The following is a 16,791-nucleotide window of genomic DNA, read 5'->3' on the forward strand; positions in this document are numbered from 1 at the left end:
TTCCTTCAGACCCCACCGTTGGCCAGTGGCGCCCTTGCCAGTCGGATTGTCTTCCCCTCAGTCGGGGTGACGCCATCTTCTTTCAGATGGCCGGGTTTGCCGGCTTCGCCGGGCAAACAAAAAAGGGAGACCTAAGTCTCCCTGTTTACAGCTCTGTTTATTATTTCGTTTGTTTAACCGCCAACGGCGATGTTTTTCATATCGGTCATATAAGAACGCAGGGTCTTGCCGATAATTTCAACCGGGTGGTTGCGAATGGCCTCGTTGACATCGATCAGGCGACGGTTGTCAACGGAGTTGGACTCAACGGTGATGGTCTTACCAATCACGTCGGTGCCCACCTTGGGCATGAACTTCTCGCGCAGCAGCGGCACGGCGGCGTTGGCGAACAGGTAGTTGCCGTACTCGGCGGTGTCGGAGATCACCACGTTCATCTCGTACAGACGCTTGCGCGCTACGGTGTTGGCGATCAGCGGCAGCTCGTGCAGCGACTCGTAGTAGGCGGACTCGTCGATGATGCCGGATGCGGTCATGGCTTCGAACGCCAGTTCCACGCCGGCCTTGACCATGGCCACCAGCAGGATGCCATTGTCGAAGTATTCCTGCTCGCCGATCACCACGTCGGTGGCCGGGTACTGCTCGAAGCTGGTGCTGGCGGTTTCTTCACGCCAGGTCAGCAGGTCGTGATCGTCCTTGGCCCAGTCGGCCATCATGCCGGAAGAAAAGGCGCCGGAGATGATATCGTCCATGTGCTTGTTGAACAGCGGGCGCATCAGCTCCTTCAGCTCGTCGGCCAGGTCAAAGGCCTTGATCTTGGCGGGGTTGGACAGGCGATCCATCATGTTGGTGATGCCGCCCTGTTTCAGGGCTTCGGTGATGGTTTCCCAGCCGAACTGGATCAGCTTGCCGGCGTAACCGGCGTCGATGCCCTCGGCCACCATTTTCTCGTGACATACAATGGCACCGGCCTGCAGCATGCCGCACAGAATGGTCTGCTCACCCATGAGGTCGGATTTCACTTCGGCTACGAAGGAAGATTCCAGCACGCCGGCACGGTCGCCGCCGGTGGCAGAGGCCCAGGCTTTGGCGATGGCCAGGCCTTCGCCCTTGGGATCGTTCTCGGGGTGAACGGCGATCAGGGTAGGAACGCCAAAGCCGCGCTTGTACTCTTCCCGTACTTCGGTGCCGGGGCACTTGGGAGCGACCATGACCACTGTGATGTCTTTACGGATCTGCATGCCTTCTTCCACGATGTTGAAACCGTGGGAGTAACCCAGGGCGGCACCGTCCTTCATCAGCGGCATAACGGCGTTAACGGCAGAGGTGTGCTGCTTGTCCGGAGTCAGGTTCATGACCAGATCGGCGGTGGGGATCAGCTCTTCATAGGTGCCTACCTTGAAGCCGTTCTCGGTGGCCTGCACGAATGACTTGCGCTTTTCGGCAATGGCTTCGGCGCGCAGGGCGTAGGACACGTCCAGGCCGGAATCGCGCATGTTCAGACCCTGGTTCAGGCCCTGGGCACCGCAACCGACGATGACGACCTTTTTGCCTTTCAGGTAGTTGCAACCATCGGCGAATTCTTCGCGGTTCATAAAGCGGCACTTGCCCAGCTGCTCGAGCTGCTGACGCAGGTTCAGGGTGTTGAAATAGTTAGCCATGGCCTTTTTGCTCCAATTAATCCGTTTAATTTTAATTCCTGCACCGCCCTGCGGTGACGACTCCAGCACTATACCCCAGGCTTTTCATTGCTTGAAATGATATATTCGAAACAGAGTATTTCATTTGGTGCAATGTGATGGATATCCGCAACCTGGAGCTGTTCCTCCACCTGAGCCAGAGCCTGCACTTCGGCCGTACCGCCGACGCCATGGCGGTGAGTCCGTCCACTCTGAGCCGGGCCATTCAGCGGCTGGAGCAGGAGTTGGGCTGCGAACTGCTGGACCGGGACAACCGCAGCGTGGCGCTGACTCCGGCCGGGCTGCGCCTGCAGCAGTTCGCCGGTAACTGGCTGGCCGACTGGCAGGGCATGCGGGAGCAACTCAAGCAGAGCGAAAGTCCCCTGCAGGGGCGGCTGCGGCTGTTCTGCTCGGTCACCGCCAGCTACTTCCTGCTGCCCGACATACTGGCCCGCTTTCGCACCCGCTATCCGCAACTGGAGCTACGGCTGGAAACCGGGGATCCGGCCCTGGCCATCGACAAGGTATTGAACGACGAATCGGACCTGGCCATCGGCGCCCGCCCCGACGCCCTGCCCGCCAAGCTCGACTTCATCAAACTGCAAACGGTGCCCCTGGTGTTTATCGCCCCGCGCATCCCCTGCCTGGCCAACGAACTGCTGCAACAACCAAGTGCCGAATGGAGCAGCATTCCGGTGATACTTCCGGAACAGGGGGTGGCCCGCAAACGCACCAATCAGTGGTTCCGCAACAAGGGCATCAGCCCCCATATCTATGCGGAAGTGGCCGGCAACGAGGCCATCGTCGGCATGGTGGCCCTGGGCTGCGGTATCGCCCTGGTGCCCACGGCAGTGATCGATCACAGCCCCATGGCCGACAAAATCCGCCGATTGGAGGTCACTCCGGATCTTAAACCGTTCGAGGTGGGTGTCTGCCTGCTGAAGAAACGGCTGGAAGACCCGCTGATCCAGGCTTTCCGTCAGATTGCCTTGCAGCAGGCCAATCCCTGATGCCCATCACTGCCGGGATTGGGTTACAATAACGCCAATATCTTAAGGAGAGCGACCATGCTGGACCCGAAAAAACTGGAAGAGATCGCCAAACAGATCCAAAGCAACCTGCCCGCCGGGCTGAAGAATATGGGCGAGGAAGCGGAAAAGCGTATTCGCACCGTACTGCAGGCGCAACTGGGCAAGCTGGATGTGGTAACGCGGGAGGAATTCGACGTGCAGACCAAGGTATTGCTGCGCACCCGGGAAAAGCTGAACGAAATGGAAGCCAAGCTGGCCCAGCTCGAACGCCAGCTGGCCGAAGGCCGGGATGAACAGGCCTGAGGCGGAACACATTCGCCAGGCCTGCCTGCAGGCCGCCGTCGAAGCTTACGAGCTGGGTGGCTTGCTGGGATTGTGCCAGGAGGGGCGTTTTGAGCTGGCAATGGACGCCATCCGCAACCTCGACCTGACCCCTTGCAGCAATCCGGACCGGGAATCCCCTTCCCGGTCCTGAACATCAGATAAACTCGTAGGCATCCCCGAACAGACGTTCGGCGTCCACCCCTTTCTCCTTGAAGGCTTCCCGGGCCACACCCGCCATTTCAAAGCGGCCGGCGACATAAATGTCGTAACCGGTCAGACTGGGGAAGTCTTCCATAATGGCTTCGTGTACCAGGCCGGTGCGGCCCTGCCAGTGCTCGTTGTCATTCTGCACCACGGGCACATAGGTCAGTTGCCTGTGTTCGGCAGCCCAGGCAGTCAACTCCTCATGGGCATACAGATGCTCTTCGTTACGCACGCCCCAGTAGATAAAGACCGGCTTATGCAGGCCGTCGGCCAACATTTGCTGCAGGATGGAGCGGGTGTAGGCAAAACCGGTGCCGCCGGCCATCAGGATCACCGGATGGCGAGACTCCCGCAGGTAGGCCTTGCCCGCCGGCAGTTGCACCTCGATTTGCCCCTGTTCCTGCATCCGTTTCAAGACCTGCATGGCGTAGGTATTGTCGGGGGAAGCCCCGATATGCAGCTCCAGCACGCCTGCCTCTCCCGACATGTTGGCGATGGAAAAGGGGCGCTTGTCATCGTCGGCCATCACTACCAGCAAGTACTGGCCGGGTTGAAAATCTACCGCCTGGACCGGCCTGAGCCGCACATACCAGAGGGTCTCGGCCATTTCTTCCAGGGCTTCCACACTACATGTTACTTTCTGCATGACTATCCTTTGATCTCACTCTGTTCTGCACTCGCATCCAGGATCCCGAGTTGGTCCCATAACGCGTCGACCCGTTGTTTCACCTCATCCGTCATCACTATGGGCTGTCCCCACTCCCGGTCGGTTTCGCCCGGCCACTTGTTGGTGGCATCCAGGCCCATCTTCGAGCCCAGACCGGAGACCGGCGAGGCGAAATCCAGATAGTCGATGGGGGTGTGCTCGATCAATGTGGTATCCCGTGCCGGGTCCATTCGGGTCGTAATGGCCCAGATCACGTCTTTCCAGTCTCTGGCATTGATATCGTCGTCGCACACGATGACGAACTTGGTGTACATGAATTGTCGTAAAAACGACCAAACGCCCAGCATGACACGTTTGGCATGGCCGGGGTAGCGTTTTTTCATGGTCACCACCGCCATGCGGTAGGAGCAACCCTCCGGCGGCAGATAGAAATCCACTATTTCGGGAAACTGTTTTTGCAGTATGGGCACGAACACTTCGTTCAGCGCCACCCCCAGCACTGCCGGCTCATCGGGCGGGCGGCCGGTGTAGGTGGAATGATAGATGGCGTCGCGCCGGCGGGTGATGCGCTCCACGGTAAACACCGGGAAGTCGTCGATTTCGTTGTAGTAGCCGGTGTGATCGCCATAAGGGCCTTCCGGGGCCATGTCGCGGGGGTAAATATGGCCTTCGAGCACAATCTCGGCACTGGCGGGCACTTCCAGATCGGAGCCAATGCACTTGACCACCTCGGTGCGGCTGCCCCTCAGCAGGCCGGCAAAGGCATATTCCGACAGGGTGTCGGGCACCGGCGTCACGGCCCCGAGAATGGTCGCCGGATCGGCACCCAGTGCCACCGCCACCGGATAAGGCTGGCCCGGGTTGGCCTCCTGCCACTCGCGAAAATCCAGCGCCCCGCCGCGATGACTGAGCCAGCGCATGATCACCTTGTTTTTGCCCAGTACCTGCTGGCGGTAAATGCCCAGGTTCTGGCGCTTTTTGTAAGGACCTCGGGTAATGGTCAGGCCCCAGGTGATCAGCGGTGCGGCATCCCCCGGCCAGCAGTGCTGTACCGGTATGCGGGTCAGATCCACCTCGTCCCCTTCCTGGATCATCTCCTGGCAGGGCGCCTTTTTCAGCCGCTTGACCGGCATGTTCAGCACCTGCTTGAAGATGGGCAGCTTTTCCATCAGTTCCTTCAGGCCCTTGGGCGGCTCCGGCTCCTTGAGGTAGGACAGCCAGCGGCCCACCTCGCGCAGGGCGCTGACGTCCGGCTGCCCCATGCCCATGGCCACTCGTTTGGGAGTACCGAACAGGTTGCCCAGCACCGGCATATCAAAGCCCTTGGGATTTTCAAACAGCAGCGCCGGACCGCCCGCCTTGAGGGTGCGGTCGCAGATCTCGGTCATCTCCAGGTAGGGATCGATCTCCTGATGAATGCGCTTGAGCTCCCCCTGGGCTTCAAGTTGCGCGATAAAGTCTCGCAAATCCTTGTATTTCATAGGCTTGTTCCGAGTGTATCGAGTGGCTTGAGGATTATACCCGGTTGAGGCGGGCTTGTATCGCCAACAAAAAACCGCGGACAGGCCGCGGTTTTTTCATGCTAAAACAATACGTTACTTCTGCTGACGCTTCATGGCCTCAAAGAACTCATCGTTGGTCTTGGTCATGGCCAGCTTGTCGATGAGGAACTCGATGCCGTCAATCTCGCCCATGGGATGGACAATCTTGCGCAGTATCCACATCTTCTGCAGCTCGTCCGGAGTGGTGAGCAGCTCTTCCCGGCGGGTGCCGGAACGGGTGATGTCGATGGCCGGATAAACCCGCTTCTCGGCGATCTTGCGGGACAGGTGCAGTTCCATGTTGCCGGTGCCCTTGAATTCCTCGTAGATGACGTCGTCCATCTTGGAGCCGGTTTCCACCAGGGCGGTAGCGATAATGGTCAGGCTGCCGCCCTCTTCCACATTACGGGCCGCACCAAAGAAACGCTTGGGCCGGTGCAGGGCATTGGCGTCCACGCCGCCGGTGAGTACCTTGCCGGAGCTCGGCACCACGGTATTGTAGGCGCGGGCCAGGCGGGTGATGGAGTCGAGCAGAATGACTACGTCCTTCTTGTGCTCCACCAGGCGCTTGGCCTTTTCGATGACCATGTCGGCCACCTGCACGTGGCGGGCCGCCGGCTCGTCGAAGGTAGAGGCAATCACCTCACCCTTGACCATGCGCTGCATCTCGGTCACTTCTTCCGGACGCTCGTCGATCAGCAGTACGATAAGGGTGCACTCGGGATGATTATAGGTGATGCTCTGGGCGATATTCTGCAGCAGCATGGTCTTACCGGCCTTGGGCGGCGCCACTATCAGGCCCCGCTGCCCCTTGCCGATGGGGGAGGCCAGATCCAGCACCCGGGCGGTGATGTCTTCGGTAGAACCGTTGCCCCGCTCCATCTTCATACGTTCATTGGCATGCAGGGGAGTCAGGTTTTCGAAGAGGATTTTGTTGCGGGAGTTTTCGGGCTTGTCGTAGTTGACTTCGCTGATCTTCAGCAGGGCGAAGTAACGTTCGCCTTCCTTCGGCGGCCGGATTTTGCCGGAAATGGTGTCGCCGGTACGCAGGTTGAAGCGGCGGATCTGACTGGGCGAAACGTAGATATCGTCTGGGCCGGCCAGGTAGGAGGAATCGGCGCTACGCAAAAAACCAAAGCCGTCCTGCAGGATTTCCAGCACGCCATCGCCGTAGATGTCCTCACCACTTTTGGCATGAGCCTTGAGGATGGCAAAGATGATGTCCTGCTTGCGCAGGCGGGCGAGGTTTTCCAGGCCCATCTCCTCCCCAAGCTTTATCAGCTCAGAGACAGGGGTATTCTTGAGTTCAGTAAGATTCATAGTGGTGAGTTTCTGTCAACCAGGATGTTAAATGGTCAGAAAAGTCTGCTGGATTGATGCTTGAATTCGGAGAGCCTTGAGGCACAAATAGGCTAGCAAACGAACAATAAACTAGCACCAAAAAGGAGAAGCGTCTAGCGAAAACCACAAGGGGCGCCTTGCGCACCCCTTGAATACCATTACAGGTTGGCGTCCAGGAACTCTTTCAGCTGAGTCTTGGACAGCGCACCTACTTTGGTTGCCGCCACTTCGCCGTTCTTGAACAGCAACAGGGTGGGGATGCCACGAATACCGAACTTGGGCGGAGTGTCTGCATTTTGATCGATATTCAGCTTGGCCACGGTGACCTTACCTTCGTATTCACCGGCCACTTCGTCCAGGATGGGGGCGATCATCTTGCACGGACCACACCATTCAGCCCAGAAATCTACCAGGACCGGGCCGTCTGCCTTGATGACATCAGCATCGAAGCTGGCATCGGTCAGCTGAACAATTTTGTCACTCATCTCCAACTCCAGTCAGTTGTTTGACCCCGTTACACACAACGTCGGGGCAATTTAGTTGCCCTATTTCAAATGATCCTGTTTATTATTGCAAGCCTAACCTGATATTCTGAACGCTATGAGCAAAACACACTTAACAGACGTAAAATTTGCCCAGTTGGACCTGCAACCACAAGTGCTGGCCGGGCTGGAAGCAAAGGGATTTCACCACTGCACGCCCATCCAGGCGCTGTCGTTACCTCATTTATTGGCAGGCAAGGACATCGCCGGACAGGCCCAGACCGGCACCGGCAAAACCATCGCTTTCCTCGCCGCCACCTTCAACCACCTGCTGACCACTCCCGTCCCCGAGCATCGGCAACAAAACCAGCCCCGCGCCATCATCATGGCACCGACCCGGGAACTGGCGATCCAGATCCACAACGATGCCGATACCCTGAGCGAGCAGACCGGCATCAAGCTGGGGCTGGCCTATGGTGGCGACGGTTATGAAAAACAGGTGGAAGTACTGGCTGCCGGCGTCGATGTGCTGATCGGCACCACTGGCCGCATCATCGACTTTCTCAAACAAAAAGTCATCGATGTCGGCGCCATTCAGGTGGTAGTGCTGGATGAAGCCGATCGCATGTTCGATCTGGGCTTTATCAAGGACATCCGCTACCTGTTCCGGCGCATGCCGGCGGCGGCCCAGCGCCAGAACATGCTGTTTTCCGCCACCCTGTCGCTGCGAGTGCAGGAGCTGGCCTATGAACATATGAACAGCCCGGAGCATGTGCAGATAGAGCCGGAGCGTAAAACCGGCATCCGGATCCGGGAAGAGCTGTTTTACCCGGCCCAGGAAGACAAGATGCTGCTGCTGCTCAGTCTGATGGAAGAAGAGTGGCCCGACAAGGCCATCGTCTTCGCCAACACCAAGCACAGCTGCGAAGAAGTCCACGCCTGGCTGCTGGCCGATGGCCACCGGGTCGGTCTGCTCACCGGCGACGTGCCCCAGAAGAAACGGCTGAAAATACTGGAAGACTTCACCAGCGGTGTGCTCGATATTCTGGTGGCGACTGATGTGGCTGCCCGCGGCCTGCACATTCCCGATGTCACCCACGTGTTCAACTACGACCTGCCCGACGACGCGGAAGACTATGTGCATCGCATCGGCCGTACCGGCCGGGCCGGCGCCAGCGGTCATTCCATCAGCTTCGCCTGTGAAGAATACGTCTTCAACCTGCCGGCGGTGGAAGCCTATATCGAGCATGAGATCCCGGTCAGCAAATACGACAAGGATGCCCTGCTTGACGACGTGACCCCGCCCAAACGCATCCACCACCACAGAGCGGCGGCCAACCGCAACCTGCGCGATCGCCCCGCCGGCGGCCAGCGCCGTCCCGGTGGCAACCAGCGCCGCCGTCGTCCCCAGGGCGCCCGGAGCTGATCGGGCGGTGACCAACCCGGCCTTATATGCCGCCATCGACCTCGGTTCCAACAGCTTTCATATGCTGGTGGTGCATGAGGTCGAAGGGGCCTGTCGCATTCTGGCCAAGGTCAAGCGCAAGGTTCGTTTGGCCGCCGGCCTGCAGCCGGACGGCACCCTGGATCTGGACGCCATGGGGCGCGGCTGGGACTGCCTGCGGCTGTTTGCCGAACAACTGCAGGATGTCCCTGCCGGACATGTCCGCATCGTCGGCACCGCCACCTTGCGCCTGGCCACCAATATTGATGTTTTCCTTAGCCGGGCAGAGCAGATACTGGGGCATCCCATCCGCATTATTTCCGGCGAAGAAGAAGCCGCCACTATTTACCAGGGAGTGGCCTGGACCTCTTCCGGTACCGGCAAACGGCTGGTCATCGATATCGGTGGTGCCAGTACCGAGCTGGTTATCGGCGAAGGTACGGCCCCCCTGTTACTCAACAGCCTGGACATGGGCTGCGTGACCTGGCTCCGTGCTCATTTTGCCGACGGCCGCTTATCCGAGCACAACTTCGAGCAGGCCATCGGCGCCGCCCAGCAGCAGTTGGCGCCGGTGGCCGCCGCCTATCTCAAACTCGGCTGGCGTACCTGCATCGGCGCTTCGGGCACGGTGCAGGCCATCCAGGAAATCATGACCAGCCAGGGAGAAAGTGAGCAGATCACCTTGGCCAAGCTGCGCCAGTTGCAGCGCCAGAGCATGGCTTGCGGCCGGCTTGACGCCCTGCAATTGCCCGGCCTGCAGCCGGAACGCGTCCCCGTCTTCGCTTCCGGACTCGCCATCCTGATCGCCCTGTTCGATACCCTGGCGATCGAGTCCATGGTGCTGGCTGGTGGAGCCCTGCGCGAAGGCCTGGTCTACGGCATGCTGGGCACCCGTCAGGAGTGCGACGCCCAGGAAAGGACCGCCGACAGCCTTATTGCCCGTTACCAGCTCGACCGGGAACAGGGTGAACGGGTACGCAACACGGCACTGCGTACATTGAGCCAGTTGTCCCGCCCGGAGACGGACGCCGGCGCAGCCCCCATGCTCGGCTGGGCCGCCATGCTCTACGAGCTGGGGCTGTGCATCGAATACAAGCGGGCCCCGGAACACGCCGCCTATATCATCAGCCATATCGATCTGCCGGGGTTTACCGGGGCTCAGAAAAAGCTGTTGGCCGCCCTGTTGCTAAACCAACGCGACGACTTCCGACTGGAACCGCTGCAACACCAAAATGCGGTCGATACCGAGCAGGCTATCCTGCTGGCGCGGTTACTGCGCCTGGCCATCATCCTCTGCTTACGCCGGACCCGGGGCACCGTGCCCGAGTTCCGGTTGCAACAGGACGGATGTCAGCTGACGCTCATCCTGCCCACGGGCTGGAGCCGGCAGCACCACCTGCGGGCCAGCGAACTGCTGGCGGAAGCCCGCCGCCAGACCGAGCAGGGCTGGCCGCTGGAAATTGTAGAGCGGGATTAGGAATCGTCATCAACCCTAGTCCCTAGTACCTAGTACCTAGTACCTAGTACCTAGTCCAGAGCTTACTTCTCTTCCTTCAACCAGGTCGCAACCTGCTTGGCGAAATAGGTCAGGATGCCATCGGCCCCGGCGCGTTTGAAACACAGCAGGGATTCCATAATGGTTTCCTGCTCCTTCAGCCAACCGTTCTGAATAGCCGCCATGTGCATGGCATACTCGCCACTGACCTGATAGGCGAAGGTGGGCACCCCGAACTGTTCCTTGACCCGCCGCACCACGTCCAGATAGGGCATGCCCGGTTTCACCATCACCATATCGGCGCCTTCCTGGATATCCAGGGCCACTTCCTGCAGGGCTTCGTCGCTATTGGCCGGATCCATCTGGTAGGTGGCCTTGTTGCCGCCCTTGAGATTGCCCGCCGAACCGACCGCATCACGGAAGGGACCATAGTAGTTGGAGGCGTACTTGGCGGAGTAGGCCATAATCTGGGTATTGACGAAACCGGCCTCTTCCAGTGCCTGACGGATGGCGCCGATGCGTCCATCCATCATATCGGACGGGGCTAGCACATCGGCGCCGGCCTCGGCATGGCTCAGGGCCTGCTTGACCAACACCTGCGTGGTAACCTCGTTGAGGACATAGCCCTGCTCATCAATGATACCGTCCTGACCATGGGTGGTAAAAGGATCCAGCGCCACGTCGGTCATGACCCCCAACTGGGGAAAGGCGCGCTTAAGCTCGCGCACCGCTTCCTGGGCCAGGCCATCGGGGTTGTAGGCTTCTTCCGCCAACAGCGATTTCTGGCTGGCGTTGATCACCGGGAACAGGGCCACCATAGGAATTCCCAGCCGAACCAGCTCGGCCGCTTCCTCCAGCAGCAGATCGAGGGACAGGCGCTCTACCCCCGGCATGGAGGGCACCGCCTCCCGGCGCTGCAAACCGGGCAGCACAAAGACCGGGTAGATAAGATCATCCACGGTCAGGTTATGTTCGCGTACCAGCCGGCGGCTGAAATCGTGCCGGCGCACCCGGCGCAGACGGCGCTGGGGGAAACCACCAAAAACTTGCTCGGTCATGACTGCTCCTCAAGGCGGAAAAAGGCGCGGCTGGTTGCCGTAACGGCGGCCAGCAACACCTCGGGATGCTCGCCCCGGCACTCGGCGACACGCCGGGCAATATGGGGCAAATAGGCGGGCTCGTTGCGCCGGGACGCCGGCTTGGGCAACAAATCCCGCGGGATAAGATAGGGACTGTCGGTTTCTACCATCAGCCGATGGGCCGGGATCAAGCCAACCACTTGCTGTAGCTCCCGCCCTCGGCGTTCGTCACAGATCCAGCCAGTGATACCGATATGCAAGTCGAGCGCCAGGCAATCGTGCAGCTCTGCCTCGGTGCCGGTAAAACAGTGCAAAACTGCCGCGGGCAGGTGCGGACGCCAGGGGGCCAGGATTTCCAAAAAGCGCTGGTGGGCATCCCGACAGTGCATAAATACCGGCATATTCAGCTCGGCGGCCAGGGCCAACTGGGCCTCAAAGGCCGCATCCTGTTGCGGACGGGGGGAGAAATCCCGGTTGTAGTCAAGACCGCATTCACCGATGGCCACCACCTGGGGCAGCATCGCCAACCGGCGCAACTCATCCAGGCTGTGCTCATCGAAATGGCGCGCCTCGTGAGGATGTACACCGGCGGTGGCATAACAGAAGCCGGGATAGGCTGTCGCGTAAGCGGCCACTTTCCCGCTTTCCACCAGGCTGGTGCCGGTCAGGACCAGGCCAGTTAGTCCGGCGGCCCGGGCCCGCTGAATCACCTGATCCCTATCCTGGTCGAACTGGGAACTGGTCAGGTTAACTCCGATATCAATCATGGCTGGCCGTCCGGCTCTTCCTCGTCCTCCTCGGCACGGACGTAGAAACGAGCGAAGAAGACGCCTACCTCGAACAGCAGCCACATGGGGATGGCCAGCAGGGTCTGGGAGATGACATCGGGCGGCGTCAGCAGCATGCCGACAATAAACACAATGACGATGACATAGGGTCGTTTGGCGGCCAATTCCTTCGGCGTGGTCACCCCGGTCCAGCACAGCAGTATGGTCGCGATGGGGATTTCGAAAGCGATACCAAAGGCAATAAAGAGCCCCAGCACAAAATCCAGGTAACTGGCGATATCGGTCGCGATGGTGACGCCATCCGGCGCCATCTTGGTAAAAAACCCAAACGCCAGGGGGAATACCACAAAATAGGCGAAGGCAGCGCCGGCATAGAACAGCAAGGCGCTGGAAAACACCAGGGGGGCAATCAGCCGTTTCTCGTGCTTGTACAGACCCGGGGCAATGAAGGCCCATACCTGGTAGAGCACATAGGGAATGGCGGCAAAAAAGGAGACAATCAGGGTCAGCTTAAGCGGCGTCAGAAAGGGGGTTGCTACCCCGGTGGCGATCATGCTGGCGCCTTCGGGCAGTTGCTTGAGCAACGGCTCGGCCAGAATGGTGTAGATGTCGTTGGCAAAATAAACCAGGGCCAGGAACACCACCAGAATGGCGGCAAAGGCGCGCAACAGGCGCCCCCTCAGCTCCACCAGGTGGCTGATCAACGGCTGCTGTGTTTCACTCATCTTAGGGTTTATCCTGGGGCTCTTTCGAGGGCGCCGCATCCGCCTGGGGTTGGGGCGTGCCGGCACCGGTTTTTTCGTAGGGCCGGTTGACCGAGGCCGCCGCCTCCTTCAACTGGTCGATGGACTGCTTGAGTTCGGGGCTCAGATCTTTCATGCCGAGCTGCTCGGCTTTTTTCAAATCCCGATGCAGCTCCTCCATTTTCAGCTCCTGGGCCAGCTCGGTCTTGACCGCGTTAGCGGTATCCCTGACCGTCCTGAACAACCGGGACACCGTCCTGATGGCAACGGGCAGCCGCTCCGGCCCCAGCACCACCAGGCCAATGACCGAAATCACCACCAGCTCCCAGAACCCGATATCGAACATGATTTATACCCGATCTTTGTCTTTGGCCTTGTCCTGCTCCTGCGGGGTCAGCGGCTCGGCCTGTTCCTTTTTGTCGGCCAGTTTCTGCTGCTCGAAGTCGGCATCTTTTTTATCCTGATCTTCGTCGCTTATCGCCTTCTTGAAGCCCTTGACCGCCGACCCCAGATCCGCACCCAGGCCGCGCAGTTTCTTGGTTCCGAACAGCAGTACCACGATCAGCACCACGATAAGCAATTGCCAAATACTGATTCCACCCATAACACACTTTTCCTATGCAAACAGTGAACAACAAAAAACCATTATATCCGGGCTTGATGACAGAGTGTTGATACCAGATCAAACTAACGCGCCATTCGTCTCCAACCCAGCCACCATACAACCAAAGTGAACGCCAGACCAGACGTGGCCCACTGGGTTTTCTCCATCCCCAGCAACAGGGTGCTGGCGAGCAGGGTGGAAACTCCCACCGCCAGCAAAAAATGCCCCTGGCCCTGACGGCGATCATGGCGTGCGTAGCGTTCGTAGAGACCCTGAACCTGTCGTTGCTGCAACTTGTTCTGACGCAGGGCGTCATAGACCAGCTCGGGGAGTTCCGGCAGCTTTTCAGCCCAGAACGGCGCCTTTTCCCTGACCGCATTGATGACCGCCTTATAGCCCACCTGCTGCTGCATCCAGTCTTCCAAAAACGGCTTGGCGGTCTTCCACAGATCCAGCTGAGGATAGAGCTGACGTCCTACGCCTTCTACATACAACAGGGTTTTCTGCAACAGTACCAGCTGGGGCTGCACTGCCATGTTGAAGCGCCGGGCAGTATTGAACAGGTTGAGCAGCACATGGCCAAAGGAAATTTCGGACAGGGGCTTTTCGAAGATGGGCTCCAATACGGTGCGGATGGCCGACTCGAATTCTTCCACCTTGGTATCCGCCGGCACCCAGCCCGACTCCACATGCAGTTCAGCTACCTTGCGGTAGTCGCGATTGAAGAACGCCAGGAAGTTCTCCGCCAGGTAACGTTTGTCGTCCCGGTTGAGGGTGCCCACTATGCCACAGTCAATCCCGATCCACTGGGGGTCTTCCGGATGTTCGTAGGAAACGAAAATATTGCCCGGGTGCATGTCGGCATGGAAAAAACTGTCGCGGAACACCTGGGTAAAAAACACCTCCACCCCCCGTTCCGCCAACAGCTTCATATTGGTACCGTTGGCTTCCAGGGCTTGGATATCGGACACCGGAATACCGTAGATACGCTCCATCACCAAGACATTTTCATGGCAGTAGCTGGAGTGGATTTCCGGCACGTAGAGAGTACGCGAACCTTCGAAGTTGCGCCGCAGCTGGATGGCGTTGGCTGCTTCACGTAACAGGTTCAGCTCATCAAGCAGGGTCTTGCGATATTCCTCCACCACTTCCACGGGGCGCAGCCGGCTGCTGCGTTCAGGTACCAGACGGGCAATGAGGCTGGCCATGGAGTGCATCAGGCTGACATCGGCTTCGATGACTTTTTCGATACCGGGACGGATCACCTTGATGACAATTTCCTGCCCGGTCTTCAGCCTGGCGGTGTGCACCTGGGCAATGGAAGCCGACGCCAGCGGCTGCTCATCAAAGTCATCAAATAGAGCTTCTATCGGCTGCTGCAAGCAGCTTTCGATCTGCCGTCGGGCCAGGGCACCATCAAAGGGGGGAACCCTGTCTTGTAGCAGAGCCAACTCTTCGGCGATGTCCGGTGGCAGCAGATCTCGGCGGGTAGACAACATCTGCCCGAACTTGATGAAAACGGGACCAAGGGACTCAAAGGCGAGCCGAATGCGTTTGCCACGAGACAGCGTCGGATGCCGGTTCTTCAGCCAGAACAGGCAGCGACGGGCAAAACGTGCCGGCCACACTTGCAGCCGAGCGGGGATCAGCTCGTCCAGACCAAAATCAAACAGGGTTTTGCCAATCTGATGGAGCCTGAGCAGCTCCCGCAGCTTTCTCATGAATGAGCCACCTTATCAGTCAGTGCCGCCAGCCTTCCCTGCAGTCGTATCAGTCGTTTGTTGAGCTCGCCGACATCGTCGCTGAAATCGGCAAGTTCCAGGGGGCCTACCGCCAAACGGGCCTCTTCGCGGACATATTCACCCAAATGCTGCCGAACCCCTAAAGCACGGTGGTGCAGATCCTGTCCCAGTTCACGGCCATGTCTGCAGACCAGGTGGGCCAACACATCGCCGGTATAAGGAACCAGCATCTCTTCTACATCCCACTGAGCGTCCTTAAGTACAGCCGCAAGATCCTGCCAGGGCTGGGGATCCCCTTGCAAGTCGATATGTCCTTCGCGGATATACTGCATCAATTGCCCTTTGTTCCGTAGCAGGCCAAGCGCGCTCAGGGAAAGGCTAAGGTGGCTATCGACAGTACCTTCATAATCGCCCAACAACTCCAGTCGATCAGGGGTAAACAGCAGGTATACCGATGCCAGCTCACTGATCGTCAGCTGCAACGTCTTGCCCCCTAATGGCTGAAATTTCCTTGTCAGTACGGAATTCTGCAGTAAAAGGCGATTAAGTGCAGTTTCCAGAGCGCCGTTAAAGAGGGGCAGCAACAGCGTTTTCATCAGAACTTGAACCCTCGATGAAGGGCCACTATGCCATCGGTCAGGTTAAAATACTCCACCTGCTCGAAACCGACCCGCTCCATCATGGTCTTCAGGGTTTCCTGATCCGGGTGCATGCGGATAGACTCGGCAAGATACTGATAGCTGTCACTGTCCTTCGCTACCAGCGAGCCCATTTTCGGCAGTATGTTAAACGAATAAAAATCGTACAGTTTATTCATGATCTCATGCTGGGGCCGGGAAAACTCCAGCACCAGTAGGCGACCTCCGGGCTTGAGTACCCGTTGCATGGAAGCCAGCGCCTTGTCCTTATCGGTCACATTACGCAACCCGAAGGCAATGGTGATCAGGTCAAAGTGGTTATCAGGAAAGGGCAGTTGCTCCGCATTGGCTTGGACATAGGCAATATTGCAGCCCAATCCCCGGTTACGCAGCTTGTCTCGACCCACTTTAAGCATGGAGTCGTTAATATCGGCTAGTACCACCTGGCCACTGTCACCCACAATGCGGGAAAATTTGGCGGTCAGATCGCCGGTTCCCCCCGCCAGGTCCAGGACTTTCTGCCCGGGCCGCACGCCTGAACAGTCGATGGTAAAGCGCTTCCACAGACGGTGGATGCCAAAAGACATCAAGTCGTTCATCAGGTCATACTTGGCCGCCACCGAGTGGAACACGCTGGCAACCATCTGTTCCTTTTCGTCTGCATCCACCGTTTTATAACCAAAGTGGGTCGTCGACTTGTGCTGTTCTGACATTCTGAAGACACCTGTAAAAGCAAAGTGGTTAGTGTACTGCAAATGAACAGGCCGGACTAACGGCATCGGCCGCTGGCCATCTGCATGATGGAAAAACACCGACATGATACCGCAAAGGCCAGGTAGAGGCATCGGGCATAAGGTATTGATCTGGCTCTGAAACCAACGCAAAAAACCCCGACACTCTCGTATCGGGGTTTCCTAATGGGTGCCTGGCAGTGACCTACTTTCACATGGCAGCTGCCACACTATCATCGGCGCGGTTGCGTTTCACTGCTG

The 16,791-nt window shown here is 58.6% G+C and carries 18 protein-coding genes; 5 read left to right on the forward strand and 13 right to left on the reverse strand.

Annotated features, from left to right (window positions below; genetic code table 11):
- Nucleotides 1-173 precede the first annotated feature (173 nt).
- Nucleotides 174-1,658, reverse strand: a complete 1,485-nt coding sequence (gene ilvC / locus C7I36_RS16555) for a ketol-acid reductoisomerase (protein WP_106454786.1) — start codon at nucleotides 1,656-1,658, stop codon at nucleotides 174-176.
- Nucleotides 1,659-1,795: 137 nt separating this feature from the next.
- Between ilvC and ilvY the strand changes: the two genes are divergently transcribed.
- From ilvY to C7I36_RS16570, 3 genes are read left to right on the forward strand one after another with little or no spacing between them, the layout of a single operon-like run.
- Nucleotides 1,796-2,686: an HTH-type transcriptional activator IlvY gene (gene ilvY / locus C7I36_RS16560; protein ID WP_106454787.1), complete on the forward strand. Its 891-nt coding sequence runs from the start codon at nucleotides 1,796-1,798 to the stop codon at nucleotides 2,684-2,686.
- Between the two features lie 57 nt (nucleotides 2,687-2,743).
- Nucleotides 2,744-3,010 (forward strand): ubiquinone biosynthesis accessory factor UbiK, encoded by a 267-nt coding sequence (ubiK, locus tag C7I36_RS16565; RefSeq protein WP_106454788.1) that lies wholly within the window; start codon nucleotides 2,744-2,746, stop codon nucleotides 3,008-3,010.
- The gene (locus C7I36_RS16570) at nucleotides 2,997-3,182 is read left to right on the forward strand and encodes an acetyltransferase (RefSeq protein WP_106454789.1); all 186 of its coding nucleotides are present in this window, start codon (nucleotides 2,997-2,999) and stop codon (nucleotides 3,180-3,182) included. The genes ubiK and C7I36_RS16570 overlap by 14 nt, the downstream gene beginning before the upstream one ends.
- 3 nt (nucleotides 3,183-3,185) lie before the next feature.
- Here C7I36_RS16570 and fre read toward each other — a convergent pair whose 3' ends face one another.
- From fre to trxA, 4 genes are all read right to left on the reverse strand, one after another.
- Nucleotides 3,186-3,881 (reverse strand): NAD(P)H-flavin reductase, encoded by a 696-nt coding sequence (fre, locus tag C7I36_RS16575; RefSeq protein ID WP_106454790.1) that lies wholly within the window; start codon nucleotides 3,879-3,881, stop codon nucleotides 3,186-3,188.
- Between the two features lie 2 nt (nucleotides 3,882-3,883).
- Entirely contained in the window at nucleotides 3,884-5,383 is a 1,500-nt protein-coding gene (gene ubiD / locus C7I36_RS16580) for a 4-hydroxy-3-polyprenylbenzoate decarboxylase (RefSeq protein ID WP_106454791.1), read from the reverse strand.
- A gap of 114 nt (nucleotides 5,384-5,497) precedes the next feature.
- The gene (gene rho / locus C7I36_RS16585) at nucleotides 5,498-6,763 is read right to left on the reverse strand and encodes a transcription termination factor Rho (protein WP_106454792.1); all 1,266 of its coding nucleotides are present in this window, start codon (nucleotides 6,761-6,763) and stop codon (nucleotides 5,498-5,500) included.
- A 179-nt stretch (nucleotides 6,764-6,942) separates the two neighbouring features.
- The gene (gene trxA, locus C7I36_RS16590) at nucleotides 6,943-7,269 is read right to left on the reverse strand and encodes a thioredoxin TrxA (RefSeq protein WP_094039082.1); all 327 of its coding nucleotides are present in this window, start codon (nucleotides 7,267-7,269) and stop codon (nucleotides 6,943-6,945) included.
- 115 nt (nucleotides 7,270-7,384) lie between these two features.
- Between trxA and rhlB the strand changes: the two genes are divergently transcribed.
- Together rhlB and gppA are read left to right on the forward strand one after the other, a co-directional pair.
- A complete protein-coding gene (gene rhlB, locus C7I36_RS16595; RefSeq protein ID WP_106454793.1) occupies nucleotides 7,385-8,692 on the forward strand; it encodes an ATP-dependent RNA helicase RhlB in 1,308 nt (435 codons plus the stop codon).
- Between the two features lie 7 nt (nucleotides 8,693-8,699).
- Nucleotides 8,700-10,187 (forward strand): guanosine-5'-triphosphate,3'-diphosphate diphosphatase, encoded by a 1,488-nt coding sequence (gene gppA / locus C7I36_RS16600; protein WP_106454794.1) that lies wholly within the window; start codon nucleotides 8,700-8,702, stop codon nucleotides 10,185-10,187.
- A 62-nt stretch (nucleotides 10,188-10,249) separates the two neighbouring features.
- Here gppA and hemB read toward each other — a convergent pair whose 3' ends face one another.
- From hemB to ubiE, 8 genes are all read right to left on the reverse strand, one after another.
- The gene (gene hemB, locus C7I36_RS16605) at nucleotides 10,250-11,263 is read right to left on the reverse strand and encodes a porphobilinogen synthase (protein WP_106454795.1); all 1,014 of its coding nucleotides are present in this window, start codon (nucleotides 11,261-11,263) and stop codon (nucleotides 10,250-10,252) included.
- Nucleotides 11,260-12,051: a 3'-5' ssDNA/RNA exonuclease TatD gene (gene tatD, locus C7I36_RS16610; RefSeq protein WP_106454796.1), complete on the reverse strand. Its 792-nt coding sequence runs from the start codon at nucleotides 12,049-12,051 to the stop codon at nucleotides 11,260-11,262. The genes hemB and tatD overlap by 4 nt, the downstream gene beginning before the upstream one ends.
- A complete protein-coding gene (tatC, locus tag C7I36_RS16615) occupies nucleotides 12,048-12,797 on the reverse strand; it encodes a twin-arginine translocase subunit TatC (protein ID WP_106454797.1) in 750 nt (249 codons plus the stop codon). Before tatC ends, tatD begins: the two co-directional genes overlap by 4 nt.
- Before the next feature lies 1 nt (nucleotide 12,798).
- On the reverse strand, nucleotides 12,799-13,161 hold the full coding sequence (gene tatB / locus C7I36_RS16620; RefSeq protein WP_106454798.1) for a Sec-independent protein translocase protein TatB: 363 nt from the start codon (nucleotides 13,159-13,161) through the stop codon (nucleotides 12,799-12,801).
- A 3-nt stretch (nucleotides 13,162-13,164) separates the two neighbouring features.
- Nucleotides 13,165-13,419 (reverse strand): Sec-independent protein translocase subunit TatA, encoded by a 255-nt coding sequence (gene tatA / locus C7I36_RS16625; RefSeq protein ID WP_106454799.1) that lies wholly within the window; start codon nucleotides 13,417-13,419, stop codon nucleotides 13,165-13,167.
- Between the two features lie 83 nt (nucleotides 13,420-13,502).
- Nucleotides 13,503-15,140 carry a ubiquinone biosynthesis regulatory protein kinase UbiB gene (gene ubiB / locus C7I36_RS16630; RefSeq protein WP_106454800.1) on the reverse strand — a complete coding sequence of 546 codons (1,638 nt, stop codon included), beginning with the start codon at nucleotides 15,138-15,140 and terminating at the stop codon, nucleotides 13,503-13,505.
- Nucleotides 15,137-15,757 (reverse strand): ubiquinone biosynthesis accessory factor UbiJ, encoded by a 621-nt coding sequence (locus C7I36_RS16635; RefSeq protein WP_106454801.1) that lies wholly within the window; start codon nucleotides 15,755-15,757, stop codon nucleotides 15,137-15,139. The genes ubiB and C7I36_RS16635 overlap by 4 nt, the downstream gene beginning before the upstream one ends.
- Nucleotides 15,757-16,512 carry a bifunctional demethylmenaquinone methyltransferase/2-methoxy-6-polyprenyl-1,4-benzoquinol methylase UbiE gene (gene ubiE, locus C7I36_RS16640; RefSeq protein ID WP_106454802.1) on the reverse strand — a complete coding sequence of 252 codons (756 nt, stop codon included), beginning with the start codon at nucleotides 16,510-16,512 and terminating at the stop codon, nucleotides 15,757-15,759. The genes C7I36_RS16635 and ubiE overlap by 1 nt, the downstream gene beginning before the upstream one ends.
- Nucleotides 16,513-16,791: the final 279 nt, after the last annotated feature.

This window comes from Zobellella taiwanensis (assembly GCF_003012795.1).
GTDB lineage: Bacteria > Pseudomonadota > Gammaproteobacteria > Enterobacterales > Aeromonadaceae > Oceanimonas > Oceanimonas taiwanensis.

Bases quoted from the DNA above. Each gene is read 5' to 3' on its own strand.
- ilvC (WP_106454786.1), bottom strand. From the start codon at position 1,658: ATGGCTAACTATTTCAACACCCTGAACCTGCGTCAGCAGCTCGAGCAG.
- ilvY (WP_106454787.1), top strand. From the start codon at position 1,796: ATGGATATCCGCAACCTGGAGCTGTTCCTCCACCTGAGCCAGAGCCTG.
- ubiK (WP_106454788.1), top strand. From the start codon at position 2,744: ATGCTGGACCCGAAAAAACTGGAAGAGATCGCCAAACAGATCCAAAGC.
- C7I36_RS16570 (WP_106454789.1), top strand. From the start codon at position 2,997: ATGAACAGGCCTGAGGCGGAACACATTCGCCAGGCCTGCCTGCAGGCC.
- fre (WP_106454790.1), bottom strand. From the start codon at position 3,881: ATGCAGAAAGTAACATGTAGTGTGGAAGCCCTGGAAGAAATGGCCGAG.
- ubiD (WP_106454791.1), bottom strand. From the start codon at position 5,383: ATGAAATACAAGGATTTGCGAGACTTTATCGCGCAACTTGAAGCCCAG.
- rho (WP_106454792.1), bottom strand. From the start codon at position 6,763: ATGAATCTTACTGAACTCAAGAATACCCCTGTCTCTGAGCTGATAAAG.
- trxA (WP_094039082.1), bottom strand. From the start codon at position 7,269: ATGAGTGACAAAATTGTTCAGCTGACCGATGCCAGCTTCGATGCTGAT.
- rhlB (WP_106454793.1), top strand. From the start codon at position 7,385: ATGAGCAAAACACACTTAACAGACGTAAAATTTGCCCAGTTGGACCTG.
- hemB (WP_106454795.1), bottom strand. From the start codon at position 11,263: ATGACCGAGCAAGTTTTTGGTGGTTTCCCCCAGCGCCGTCTGCGCCGG.
- tatD (WP_106454796.1), bottom strand. From the start codon at position 12,051: ATGATTGATATCGGAGTTAACCTGACCAGTTCCCAGTTCGACCAGGAT.
- tatC (WP_106454797.1), bottom strand. From the start codon at position 12,797: ATGAGTGAAACACAGCAGCCGTTGATCAGCCACCTGGTGGAGCTGAGG.
- tatB (WP_106454798.1), bottom strand. From the start codon at position 13,161: ATGTTCGATATCGGGTTCTGGGAGCTGGTGGTGATTTCGGTCATTGGC.
- tatA (WP_106454799.1), bottom strand. From the start codon at position 13,419: ATGGGTGGAATCAGTATTTGGCAATTGCTTATCGTGGTGCTGATCGTG.
- ubiB (WP_106454800.1), bottom strand. From the start codon at position 15,140: ATGAGAAAGCTGCGGGAGCTGCTCAGGCTCCATCAGATTGGCAAAACC.
- C7I36_RS16635 (WP_106454801.1), bottom strand. From the start codon at position 15,757: ATGAAAACGCTGTTGCTGCCCCTCTTTAACGGCGCTCTGGAAACTGCA.
- ubiE (WP_106454802.1), bottom strand. From the start codon at position 16,512: ATGTCAGAACAGCACAAGTCGACGACCCACTTTGGTTATAAAACGGTG.